The following is a 13,308-nucleotide window of genomic DNA, read 5'->3' on the forward strand; positions in this document are numbered from 1 at the left end:
TCTGAAACCCTTAAATGTTAGACTTTACAAGTCTTCTCGCGAGAGAAGATACCCACCACCCTTCCTCCACGTAACCCCACCCCACCCCCAACCACCCCCCAGAATCACCCAAACAGCACCACAACGACGGGTATAAATTTGTGCAGGTAGCAATCCGAGTCCTACTTCAATTTGTGGTGGCTGAGCTTCACCATGAGTCATATCGGTTTGGGTTCTAATTTTGTTTGTTATTTTATCAACGACTTTATTATACGACAACCAATCTTCTTTTTCACGCCAACCTACGCGATCGCCAAACTTTTCCCAATCCTTTCCACTTTCGTGGAAAATTTCCCTCTGAATACTTATGCCAAATTTATTGTTACTATTTTGCACCCAGAGCCGATCAATTTCCCTGAGAGTTTCACAGGGGAAATTCTTGAAAAGCTCTTCCCAATCTTTATAGTTTTCTTGAACCATGACCTGGAAAAAAATCCAAGCAGTTTCCTCATCTGCATTTTTCCATTGTTTCTGCTGCAGATAGTTTTCTAGTGCTTCACATAGTCCATCTTTTGCCAAGTCATCTCTACATTTTCTCAATTCGGATTCAAAAGCTCGATCGGCTTGTTTATTATATTGAACTTCCAACATCTCAGAGAAGCCTTGTCTGAATCGTTCAGGATTTTCCTTGTTGGCGAATTTCAAGCTAAAAATTTCTTGCCATTTTTCTTCATTTTGATTCTCGTTATTACCCCACAATTCATGTAATGTTTCATGGGCTTTATGGTACAGGTTGTAGATGACTTTTGGTTCTTCAGGTAGTTTGATGCTGGGTATGATGTGGGGTAAGATGCGTGAAACTCGATAAACCCGTTTGGATTCGTCTGCTTCGGGACTAACTTCTATCAATCCTAATTCAATTCCTCGTTCTAATTGTTCTTTGTAGCCAGAAATAGAATCGCAAACTGCTTCTAATGCTTGCATGGGGACAGGAATTTCAAATACCAAACATTGACTAAGTATTCTCTTAATAGGTGGATCTAGTTGCTTGTATAACTCTTCCCAAATTATTTTCCCCTTCCACTCACCGGGATTTGCTTCAAGTTGAGTGAGCTTTGTTTCTGCGTCTTCTCCTAACAACACCTCATCATTTAACCATTCCAACAAACGAGGATTTCCATCAGCCAATGTTTTAGCTCTATCAATTAAACTTAGAGCAGTTTCCTCAGAGTCAAAAGCTGTTAAGCGGCTGAGTTTTTTCTCTAAATCCGATTTGCGGAAGGATTCTAAAGGCTGCTTATAGAAAAATTGTAACAGGTCTGATTCAAAATCATAACGACAGGTAATAATTATACGGTGATAGGCATTATTCTCTTTAATAGCCCATACTAATGCCTTCAATATTTCGGCGACTTGAGTCTTGAGAATATACCTTCCTTGACGATGTTCTAAATTCCACTCAAAGTCATCAAATACCAGCAAAAAGGGTTTCTCCCCAGATTGGTTCAACTCACCCAACACATCACGCAACAGATATTTGAGTTCTTCTTTGCTTTCTTTGAGTTTTGTCCGTAGTTCTGCATTCTTCAGCTTATCTGCTAGCTTATTCACCAAACCAGATTTATCAAATTGTCGCCACCAAATGATTGGTTCATATTCAGATAAGCGATCGCACAATCTCGCAGCAATGGTACTTTTTCCTAGTCCTCCCATCCCATGAATTAAAACCCCAATCTCTTCTGAAGAGGTCTTGAGTGTCCGTAGACAGTTTTGTAACTGACGACGACGACCAACAAAAGTCTCACGGGTCGCAACTCTAAGTTTCTTCTCTGGGTCTAAAAACTCTGGAGCAACAGAAATACGAGGTACGGGTTTACGTCCGCACTTGACTAACGCACCCGGTAGAGTTTCAGCCACATACAAGCGTAACAAATGCCAATCTTGTGATGCTTTTTTTAGCGGTTCTTGATTTTTTAGCAGTTCTTGATAGGTGATTGTAAGTGCTTGTGCAACAGTCTTTCCGGTTGATAATTCCTGGTACAACTTAGCAGCATCTGCAGTTGCATGAGTATCCAAAACTTCCTGACCCCAGCCGAGAACAGCAGTTGCACCTTCCTTTAGTAATACTTCTGCCATTGATGGTGTACTGTTCCTTGAGTATCCACTATTACAAGCGGAAAGGAAAATTAGCTTGGGCTGTTGGAATTGTAGTTCTGTAGCGATGTCTTCAGCACTGCTATATTCCGCTTCTCCAAATTCCGTCTCAGTGATAAAACGTGGTTTTTCATCCCAAAATGTGCCATGACCAGTCAGGTGGATAACATCAAAGTGACCTTTTTCGTAATCTTCCACCAAATGACCCAACTCTGTTAAGCAACCACTTTCTTCCACTATCAAGGATAAGGGTTTATGCTTCGTTGCTTTTAAAACATTGGCTTCTTCGGCTTCAAAATCAAGTTCTGGTTCAATGTCTCGTGGGGAAGTAGCCATAAACAGAACATTCAATGCTCGGTTTGCGGGGTTATCTTCCACTTCCAGAGTCAGTTGTGTAGAATTCTCATCCTTCACCCAGCGAATAGGAATAATGGGATTACGTCGCCGTTCTACCAAAAAACTTTTGCCATCGTGGAGTACTTCCCAAGGTAAATGAGCTAATCTTTCCGTTGCAGCAATAGCAAGAACAATACAATCACCCCGACCTTTATGTTGGTTGATAGCTCGTTGAAGATTGCGATCGCTACCGTCTAACCAGTTATAAAGTGCTTGACCAGTTTTATCATAGTCCTCTGGTCTTATAGTGTAGTAGTCCCTTTCTGCATTTTTAATCAATTCAGCGATTTTTGCTAAGGGAAGCTGACGGGGCTCATATTCATTAGGATTTTCCCAAAAATACCGGAATTCGGCGTAATTATCCCCAATGGGTTTAAGGTCAAGGTGAAGGATACTCATTGCTGACTGTTTCAGTCTTCTTAAATCTTCTTAATTTCTTCTACTTAATTTGTTCGATATATTTCGCAAAAAAAATCTGCACCTATTAAAAATCCTCATCTTCTAAAAATTTGGGGATTTCTTCTAATATTTCTGATATATCTTGTTTGTTATCTGATGATAAATTTTTTCGTTTCCGACTGCCATCAGGAGCAATAAATAAGACGGTTTTCTCAGATTCTTGTTTATTGACGCGCTCAATTTGGTTTTCATGCTGACTGAGCTTGTGCTGACGAATCTTCTCTTCTATCTGAGACGATGTTAAATTTGCAGCAGCAGTCACAATAAAAGTTAGAATAGCTCCCTCAATAGTACCTAAGTCTCTACGCTTTTCTTGTTCTGGAATTTCTAAAGTCCCAGATATACCTATTTCTGCTAATAACTCCTTTAACTCTGTTGCAGTCGCAACAGCACCTTCTCCTTCAATCACTACTTGAAAGTTAGTCATATGTTTATGTTTGAAGTTTATTTTGAACCGAATTTGCCCGATCTAAACCGTATCGTGGTCAATCCGACCCAAAGGCGAATGCAGATTAGGTAATGGTATATTTCAGCATTCCTTCCCATCCCATAGTCATGCAGTTATAGAGATCATAGTATCAGATTAACAGTTACGATAACTTGTTTGTGTTAGAGATATTGGGATTAGTTTAATGCGATTAGCGAAGCGATATGCTTTTGGCGTCTAGCTTAGGAGAAAACTTAAACCGTCATTGCGACGAGGAACGAGGAAGCAATCCCATTCACTTGTGGGTAGTTAAAGATATTGAGATTGCAACATGACGTCGCTTAGACGCGCTTAACAGCGAACGGACAGGTTTGGGTTGTTTGTTGTGCGTTGTAGAAAAATTAGCAACGGATAGGGATGAGAACGGATGAGATTGCGATCGCAGCAATGATGGTAAAAATCAATAGATATCCGTGTTTCTTCTTACATCCGTTGCTAATTCCATCCATGTTTCTTCTTCCACCCGTTGCTAAACCTTCCATTACTACCATTGCTGTCGGCATTCAATACTTACGGCATTTTTATTAATTAATAATTGTGCTAAATTAGAGTTACGCGCTAAATTAAGATAAACGTGGTACGTGAAATTTATAACCTAAAAGTTTAAATTAAGCGTATCGTAGGTGATTTGGCAGGAAAAGCATATATAGGTGGAACTACACCTGATGCCGTTCTTGTAGGGTCACAAAAAAAAGCCCCGTTAAAGCATTAACAACGAGGCTGTATTACTATGAACAATATTAGTGTATCATGTTAAAGCGATTTTGTGATACATATTTTTTGCATTGCAGTTAAAAATAATTTAACCTTTGCGTAGTGCGTAAATTACTAAAAACCATCTAGTTTTCATTAACTGATAGTGAATAAACTGGGTGGTTTTTAATATTTACAAATTGTAGAGACGACCCGGTGGGGCGTCTCCTAAGATATGTAGGGTGGGCAAATTATTCTGCATTCGATTGTTTTGGTTATGAATCATATATATTTGCCCACCCTACTACTAGTTAAAGCTAAGAATTGGTCAAACAGTATTTTGCAATTATTATATTTATTCTTTTGTTAATATCGCTTTCAAAATCTCCCCATGACCACTAATAAAATCGGTCAAACAAAATCCCACGTTTGGGTAGTCGAAAATGGTGAACCGCGATCGCGATCAGATCGACTTACCACAGAGGAACCTTTAGAAATTCGCTTAACTTCTCCACAGCAAACTGTAGCTGTCACTATGCGCACTCCAGGAGCGGATTTTGAATTAGCTGCAGGATTTCTTTATAGTGAAGGAGTTGTTAGCAGTCGAGAAGATATTCAACGCATCAGTTACTGTGTGGATTCTCAAGTAGATGGTTCCCAACGCTACAACATTGTTAATGTCACCCTGAAGGAAGGATTAATCCCGGATTTAAAACCTTTAGAACGTCACTTTTTTACTACTAGTGCTTGTGGAGTTTGCGGTAAAGCTAGTATCGAAGCATTGAAAATTATGGAATTACCATCTGTTAATACAGACATAAAAGTTACACCTGAGGTAATTTACAGCTTACCCGAGCAACTACGTTCTGCCCAAGGAATTTTCCAGTCTACGGGTGGACTACATGCAGCAGCATTATTTGACAGCAAAGGTACATTATTAAAATTACGGGAAGATGTGGGACGTCACAACGCTGTAGATAAATTGGTTGGTTCAGCTTTTATGAGTGGGGAATTACCTTTGAGCGATCGCATTGTAATGGTGAGTGGACGTTCTAGTTTTGAAATTCTCCAAAAGTGTATTGCTGCTGCTGTACCTATTATCTGTGCGGTGTCTGCACCTAGCAGTCTTGCTGTTTCTACCGCAAAAGAATTCGGAGTCACTTTAATAGGTTTTTTACGCGGACAACGATTTAATGTTTACTCTGGTTGGGAACGTTTGCTGATACAGTAATTTCCTGCATTTTATAGTAGGAGTCAGAAGTCAGGAATCAGGAGTCAGAAGTCAGGAGTCAGGAATCAGAAGTCAGAAGTCAGAAGTCAGGAGTCAGAAGTCAGGAGTCAGGAATCAGAAGTCAGGAGTCAGAAGTCAGGAGTCAGGAATCAGAAGTCAGAAGTCAGAAGTCAGGAGTCAGAAGTCAGGAGTCAGGAGTCAGAAGTCAGGAGTCAGAAGTCAGGATTCAGAAGTCAGAAGTCAGGAGTCAGGAGTCAGAAGTCAGGAGTCAGAAGTCAGGATTCAGAAGTCAGAAGTCAGGAGTCAGAATAGTGCGCAATAGCGCACCGCTTTGCTAACAGAAGTCAGAAGTCAGGAATAGAATACTCTTTGCACCTGGTTTGTAGCGTTTGAGGTGACCTCACTTACTTGCAATCAGCTATAAATTTCTATACTTTAAACGATTGCATTTTATATTTGTAAGTTACTTAAATCCCTTAATAAACAATATCGCTTAGAAGGATATAAAATCTCAAAAGCTGTATCTTAATGACTAATATTCATTAATTTCAATGGAAATATTAATCATAAATAATTTATACAATTATTTCCAAGTAGTAGGGGCGCACCGAAGTACGCCCTAATAACCATTTACTTACAAATAATGTATGTATAAAAGTCACTTAAGCTACACCAAAAGCAACTTAAAAATCAGTGTAGTTATCAATGGCATTTTTCATCTTATCCAAAACTTCTGTAACGGGTATACTTCCCAATTCACCAGAAGCACGGGTACGGATACTCAAAGAATTTGACTCTACTTCTTTAGCTCCCACTACCGCCATGACAGGAATTTTTTCCTTCTCGGCATTACGAATAATCTTACCGAGTCTGTCACCACTTTTATCGACTTCAGCCCGAATTCCCAAAGCTTGCATTTTTGCTACTACCTCATTCGCAAAATCTACCTGGGTTTCTGTAACTGGTAATAATCTGGCTTGAACTGGCGCTAACCATAAAGGAAAATCTCCCGCATATTCCTCAATCAAAATCCCGATCAGACGCTCCAAGGAACCAAAAGGTGCGCGGTGAATCATGATGGGATGCTGACGAGAACCATCTTCGGCGACATATTCCAAGTTAAATCTTTCTTTTGATGGCAAATTATAATCTACCTGTACCGTTCCTAATTGCCATTCTCTTTCCAAAGCATCTTTAACGATAAAATCTAACTTGGGTCCGTAAAATGCTGCTTCACCAATTCCCTCGAAGTGTTCCATACCCAAGGTTTCTACAGCACGACGGATCGCATTTTGTGCTTTTTCCCAAACCTCATCAGAACCAATATATTTATCCTTATTATCAGGGTCGCGGAAACTGAGCCTAGCTTTGAAATTCTTGTCCAGTTTCAACTTCTTAATAACGGATAAAATCAAATCTACTACGTTGAGAAATTCGCTATCAAGCTGTTCTGGAGTGACAAATATATGTGCGTCATCTTGAGTAAATCCACGTACCCGCGTCAATCCACCTAGCTCTCCTGACTGTTCGTAACGGTACACAGTACCAAATTCCGCCATCCGCATTGGTAATTCTTTATAGGAGCGCAGCTGGCTTTGATAAATTTGGACGTGGAAAGGACAATTCATCGCTTTAAGAACAAAACCCTGTTCTTGTTTTGCTGCTTCTTCATCCTCTGCCATCATTGGGAACAGATCATCTTTATATTTTTGCCAATGTCCAGATTTTTTAAATAAATCTATTCGACCAACATGGGGCGTTACAACCTGTTGATAACCACGTTTGATTTGCTCTCCTTTCAGAAAATCTTCCAGAATTGTCCGCAGCAAAGTTCCTTTGGGAGTCCATAAGGGTAAACCCGGTCCAACAATATCAGTAAATACAAATAATCCTAGTTCCTTACCGAGTTTACGATGGTCGCGACGTAAAGCTTCTTCTTTACGACGTTTGTACTCGGTTAATTGTTCGGGAGTTTCCCAAGCAGTACCGTAGATACGTTGCAACTGAGCTTTGTTTTCATCACCGCGCCAGTAAGCACCTGCTACGCTTTCTAAAGCGATCGCTTTGGGGGTTAAATCCTTAGTGTTTTCCAAATGAGGTCCAGCACATAAATCCCACCATTCTTCTCCTAGGTGGTAAATGGTAATTGGTTCCTCTTTAATATCATCGAGAATTTCTAACTTGTAAGGTTCGTTAATTTCTTGAATCCGGCGTTTTGCTTCTTCCCGGCTAACCTCTTCTCGAACGACAGGTAATTTGCGTTTAATAATTTTTACCATCTCTTTGTAGATGGCTTTTAAATCCTTATCGGTAAATGGTTCTGGATTTTCAAAATCGTAGTAAAAACCATTCTCAATCCAGGGACCAATTGTAACTTGCGCCTTAGGAAACAGCTTTTGTACAGCCATCGCCATCACATGAGATGTAGTGTGACGAATCTTTTTCAGATTTTCCGATTCGCTAGTACGGGGTAAATAGATTTTTTTTGGTTCTTCCGACTGATTTTCTTCAGATTTCGGCGATATCGGCTGTTTAAGCATTGGCGAAGTAACTACCTATTATTAAGTGATTTCAACTGCATATATATTAACCAGACTTACATCAACTCACACCATATGAATACAAAGCAAAGTTAAGTCTGATAAGTAATAAGTTATTTTCAAAGTAAATTATGAGAGGTTTCTGACTGTTGAAAGAGTCTCAGACATCTAACAATACTAGATCTATCTCTACTACAGTTCCAAAATTTAAATTGAAGTTAGAAACCAAAATCGAAAACTAAAAAATAGTTCTACTGTTAACTTTATAGAAAACTATAAATTACTCAGACTTTTTTGAAATTTTATTTCAGTTTTAGTTCGTAGCTTGATTCAGGCGATAAATTGAGATTTAGTCGAAATATTCCGCCATATCAAAAATTTTCATTATTTCTGTAAAACTTGGTCTAAGGTTAGTCTAGAGCTTTTGGAAATTACATTGATTGCTTAATTAATGGGTATAAATTAATGGGTACAAATTCTACTACAACTTTTTCCGCAAAAATCTCTTTCCTAGAGTCTATCAGCTGCTGTAATCATTAACTTTTTCTCAAGGCTCACCTTTTAAAGTCTCATCTTAAGACTAATAAATCATATTGTAGTCAGCAAAAGTGTTATATCGTCCATTGCTCTTTATCATTTCTTCAGATTTCGTCTGAATTGACTCAATTAGCTCCTCTTACACCCAAAGCAATTGTTAAAAAAATGTTAAAAAATTAAAACATTTTGGGATTGAAAATCTGAATGTCACTCACTGCGGTTCTGCTCAAGGAATCCAAAACTCCAAGGATATTAGAGCTAAAAACTCAGTTTGTAACAAAAATTAGAGCGATAAGTAGTTCCGATAGTGAATTGGTTTTTGATTCGATGTCAAGCTTGTCACACAGTCAGAGATATGGGTTGGGTCTCAAACCCCAATATTTCCCTGAGTTTTTCACACTCCTTCCTTTGGGTATATACATAAAAACTTCATAGTTTAATATAATAATTGTGTAGTATTGTTAACATTTTTTTTAATGTATATGGTTTAGGGAAAACATTTACTAAACATTAAGAATAGTAAAGAACGTTAATATTAGTAAGAAACTTGGAATAATCCTTCTCATTTATGCGAGACTCGAAATTACCGGACTCAGAGTTACTTAAAACGGTATTGCAACCGTTGTTAGAAGATTTTCAATATTGGTTTGCACGCTCGCGTGAATTTCTTGAAAAGGAAAAACTTGAGTTCATGAGTGGTGAGGAACAATCTGCCCTACTCGCCCGAGTTAAGCAGGCTCAAGAAGAAGTAAATACAGCAAAAATGCTGTTTAGTGCAACTGAAGGACAAGTTGGAATAGATATGGATACTTTGATACCTTGGCACCATGTGGTAACAGAATGTTGGAAAGTCGCTATGCGGTTTCGTTCTCAACAAGCTAAGGGGCATTAAGACGACACGATAGTTTGTCAGATGATAAAACACTTTAAACGTTGAACTTCAAAGTAGCTCTAGCAAACGTCTAAAGATACTTTGAGGCGATACAACGGTAGAGTTTTTAAGTACTTGAATTCTGTTGTATCATAAATCACTTGTCCGTATTTATGTGGATAAGCGAAATCATAAAATATTCAATTTTGAAACTTGCTTCTCTTGGAGGAACACCCTATGCTACACCTGCTTTACATTCTTGTTTTTACAATCCTTGCTTTAATAGCTGTTGCGAATTTAATCCGCAATCTAGTAATGTTCAGTTTTGATTCGGAGCAAAATTACCCTGGAAAAACTTCTTCTGTAGCAAATAATGGTAATTTAGCTTACATGGCAACAAATAAACAGCATCCAGAGTTACTGGATGAAGCGGGTAATTTGATTAAAGAACCATTATTAGTAATGCGTTCGATTAATGTTGAAGATGCACGCCAAAAGCTTGATGCACTTTATGAAGCTTCTCCTGGGAAGAAAAGAGATAATAGAGAAGAAAGTTAAAGTTAAATATTTAGCTTAGCAATATACCAAATACTACCCGCATTCAAGGTTATCTTTGTTAAATGCTAGGTAATAAAGACTAATAATATCCATCTAATTCAAGTTAGGAGTAAGGTTTTTCTATCTGTGACTCCTAACTTTTAGTTGTTTGGGGAGTAGAGAACAGGGAATAGGGAGCAGGTAATACAAAGAAGGGGAATAAATAATAAAAGATATATCCTAATCCAACAAACTAGTACCTCTGCGCGGAAGTCACCAGCTATCGTCTACTCTTTAGAGTGGAGTGCAACCTATGTCCAGTTTTGGATAGGTTTTACACAAGTGTCTTGAATTATGAAAAAACTACACACCAATCTTTAAGAAAGGTGTGTTTTTATTTTGAATTTGCTGGGTCATGCTTCAATGACGACGCGCAAATTACCCCGTTTTTTGGCTACGCGACAAGCTGTAGTATTTCCAGAACGCTCGAACTCCAAATCGAGGATTGTCCCACCAACTCTTAAGTTTTGTAAGGACAACCTGTTAATTGATTCTGGCAAAGTGGGGTCAATAATCCGCAAGCAATTGTTAGGTGCATCGGGAACCAAATTAACGATCATATGTAATAGTTGGAAAACACTTCCAGTCGCCCAAGCTTGAGGCGTACAAGCAACGGGATATTGTACGGGAGCATTTTCGCCATTACGTTCGTAACCACAGAATAATTCCGGAGGACGTTGATAAGCTTGCTGAGAAGTCATATCAAACAAACCTTCAAAAATTTCTAAAGCTTGATCGACAAGACCTAGCGATCGCAGTCCCATAGCAATTAAAGCATTATCATGGGGCCACACAGAACCAATATGGTAACCCATAGGATTATATGCGGGAGACAAACTACTTAAAGTTCGAATTCCCCAACCGTTAAACATATCTGGTGCGCGCAATCTTTCCGCAACGCTGTAAGCTTTTTCAGGAGAAAATAAACCCAAATGCAGGCAGTGACCAGGGTTAGAAGTAATACTATCAACCTGCTTACCCTCACCATCCAAAGCTAAAGCACAAAAATCTTGGTCTTCAATCCAAAAGTCCTTATTAAAATTCTGCTTGAGGTTTCTGGCTTCTTCTTGCCAGCGATCTGCTAGATCCAAGCGCTTTTTCATTTTGGCTATTTCAGCCAATCGAAGTTTTGCAGCGTAAACGTAAGCTTGAACTTCGCAAAGAGTAATCGATCCATGGGCTAATTCTCCTTTGCGGTCAACAACACAATCTCCGGAATCCTTCCAACCCTGATTAACCAAGCCACCTTTTGATTTGCGGAAATAGCTTAGATAACCGGTAATTTTCATATTACGGTCAATCCAATTCATTGCAGCCAAAGCATTTGGCCATAGTTGCTCTAGAGTTTCGCCATCATGGGTCCAAGCATAATACTCACAATAGAGCATTATCCATAATGGTGTAGCATCAACAGTTCCATAATAAGGAGTATGGGGTATTTCTTGAGTTCGAGCTAGTTCACCCCAACGCAGCTCGTGTAAAATTTTACCTGGTTCTTCTTCGCGCCATTCGTCGTCAACTTTACCTTGATAGTGGGCTAATAATTTCAGAGTTTCTTTGGCAATTTGCGGATTTAGCATTAAGGTTTGGGAAGCCGTAATCAAGGAATCTCGACCAAATAAAGCTGAGAACCAAGGAACCCCTGCCGAAACGGTTTTATACTTGCCAAAAGATTGGCGCAATAAATACATATCCTGCTCAGCTCTTTCAATCACGCGATCAAAAGTTCCTTTGTCCGAGCGAATTTTAGTAATATGTTGTCCCCAATGTTGCTCCTCCATTAATTCAGCAGATCTTGCTTGAACTAAAGTCACAGGAGAGCTAACAATGGAACTAGATTTATTATTTGTTAATAAATTTATTCTATAACCTAACCTTTGGGTTTCGTGGGAAGCCAACTCTAACTGCCACACAGCAGTATAACCTTTAAAATAATCGGGCTGTCGATGTTGAAAATGGATACGCGATTCCATTATCAACCCGTCAAGACCTTGATAGGCCATAGTTAAAGCTTTATCTTCTTCAGCCTCAGATAATTTCTGATTTTGGGAAGTGCTGCTACCATCACCATTAGTAGTATTTTCTTCCAGTGGATTTTCTACCAAACGCAACAGTCTACCCCTTTGGTTTCGACCATAACCGCGCACTTCAAACAAATCGGCAAAATCTGCCTCAAAACTTATACTTAATTCAAAACTCGCGCTGGAGGTACCGTAGTTAGATATTTCTAATTCTTCAAATAATGCACCGTTAAGTACTATCTCACGCCGAATACCTACTGTATCAGGCTTTAATCCTTCATTTATTTTTGGATTAGTACATAAGACGGAGAGGGAAAATCCTTTATCTGCTGTAGAACTCAATAGTACTGGTGATCGCCCTTCAATTTGTAGCTCCAAACGATTAATGAACCGGGTATCGGAACAAAATAATCCCATACTAGGATTATTATCACCTAAGGAACATCCAGTAATATTACCTAAAGTATCTGTTACTAAAAATAAATCATCATCCTTAACAGTCAATGTTGGCTGCGGTCTTTCACTCACAACACAAGGCCATTCTGGGATGGGCATTTGCTCTGCATAAATGAAAGTTTTTCCGTCTAAAATGATGTTTTCTGATGTCATAAATGTATCTAAACTCATCCGCTTATTTACGTGTATGTCCTAGGATTTCTTAGACTCTTTCAGCCCAACAGGAAAAATATGCTGTTTACAGCTGCTTGAACTATTTGAACAAAAACAAGCAATAAAACAACGGTTCTCAATTTAAATAATCAAATCTTTATCTATCTAACCGCTGTCTAAAAGTATCAATAGAAACATTTTACGCATAAGTGTAAATTGTCGTTTCATTTGCATACAATAAAATACTCAAACTAATTTGGGTGGGACAATTACATGGAAAAATGACATGGGAAAATGCTTGAATTCATATCAAGCCGTATTTTGAGAACACCAGAAATAAAAATAAAAAATAAAAATATCTATAACTTTAGTCAATGGCCAGAAGTTGTAGAGTCGGAAATTTAAACTAAATAATTAGTTTACGAGGTTACCAGCTGATCGTAAACACGGAAAAAGTTTTGGGCATATTTTTGAGTTAGATTAGCTAGCAGGTGCTCTTCAAATCATTAATTAAATTTATTATATCCCTAGCTAATTATAAGATTTTTTGTGTAAAACAACTTCATCAACGGCATAAGTAATTTTGGTAAGGTTGAGAAAAAGATTTGTAGAATAGGGATTGGGAATGCTTCCTTACCCATTTTGATTTACCCCATCCGATCGGTTTTAAATCTCTTCAACAGCTTATTAAGCATACCAACAAAAATTACCTCCACAGAATAAATATGTTTTTT

8 protein-coding genes are annotated in these 13,308 nt (G+C 38.5%); 3 read left to right on the forward strand and 5 right to left on the reverse strand.

The annotated features are described in order from the left end of the window. Nucleotides 1-24 precede the first annotated feature (24 nt). The 3 genes from BC008_RS43560 to BC008_RS50135 form a co-directional block, all read right to left on the reverse strand. Nucleotides 25-2,928: a CHAT domain-containing protein gene (locus tag BC008_RS43560; RefSeq protein ID WP_063800871.1), complete on the reverse strand. Its 2,904-nt coding sequence runs from the start codon at nt 2,926-2,928 to the stop codon at nt 25-27. 85 nt (nt 2,929-3,013) lie between these two features. Next, on the reverse strand, nt 3,014-3,415 hold the full coding sequence (locus tag BC008_RS43565; RefSeq protein WP_027846122.1) for a hypothetical protein: 402 nt from the start codon (nt 3,413-3,415) through the stop codon (nt 3,014-3,016). Nucleotides 3,416-3,816: 401 nt separating this feature from the next. Continuing rightward, a complete protein-coding gene (locus tag BC008_RS50135; RefSeq protein ID WP_161938227.1) occupies nt 3,817-3,978 on the reverse strand; it encodes a hypothetical protein in 162 nt (53 codons plus the stop codon). A 581-nt stretch (nt 3,979-4,559) separates the two neighbouring features. On the opposite strand from BC008_RS50135, the gene fdhD reads away from it, so the two are divergent. Beyond that, nucleotides 4,560-5,399, forward strand: coding sequence for a formate dehydrogenase accessory sulfurtransferase FdhD (gene fdhD / locus BC008_RS43570; RefSeq protein WP_027846123.1), 840 nt, complete (start codon nt 4,560-4,562; stop codon nt 5,397-5,399). A gap of 683 nt (nt 5,400-6,082) precedes the next feature. On the opposite strand, the gene thrS is transcribed toward fdhD, so the two are convergent. Continuing rightward, nucleotides 6,083-7,939, reverse strand: a complete 1,857-nt coding sequence (gene thrS / locus BC008_RS43575; RefSeq protein ID WP_027845348.1) for a threonine--tRNA ligase — start codon at nt 7,937-7,939, stop codon at nt 6,083-6,085. Nucleotides 7,940-9,044: 1,105 nt separating this feature from the next. Between thrS and BC008_RS43580 the strand changes: the two genes are divergently transcribed. Both BC008_RS43580 and BC008_RS43585 read left to right on the forward strand, forming a co-directional pair. Next, nucleotides 9,045-9,368 carry a DUF2605 domain-containing protein gene (locus BC008_RS43580; RefSeq protein WP_027845347.1) on the forward strand — a complete coding sequence of 108 codons (324 nt, stop codon included), beginning with the start codon at nt 9,045-9,047 and terminating at the stop codon, nt 9,366-9,368. Nucleotides 9,369-9,584: 216 nt separating this feature from the next. Continuing rightward, nucleotides 9,585-9,905 carry a DUF2973 domain-containing protein gene (locus BC008_RS43585; protein WP_027845346.1) on the forward strand — a complete coding sequence of 107 codons (321 nt, stop codon included), beginning with the start codon at nt 9,585-9,587 and terminating at the stop codon, nt 9,903-9,905. A 392-nt stretch (nt 9,906-10,297) separates the two neighbouring features. Here the strand turns inward: BC008_RS43585 and BC008_RS43590 are convergent, their stop codons facing one another. Then, nucleotides 10,298-12,592 carry an amylo-alpha-1,6-glucosidase gene (locus BC008_RS43590; protein WP_027845345.1) on the reverse strand — a complete coding sequence of 765 codons (2,295 nt, stop codon included), beginning with the start codon at nt 12,590-12,592 and terminating at the stop codon, nt 10,298-10,300. Nucleotides 12,593-13,308 lie beyond the last annotated feature (716 nt).

The organism is Mastigocoleus testarum BC008 (genome assembly GCF_001456025.1).
Classification (GTDB): domain Bacteria; phylum Cyanobacteriota; class Cyanobacteriia; order Cyanobacteriales; family Nostocaceae; genus Mastigocoleus; species Mastigocoleus testarum.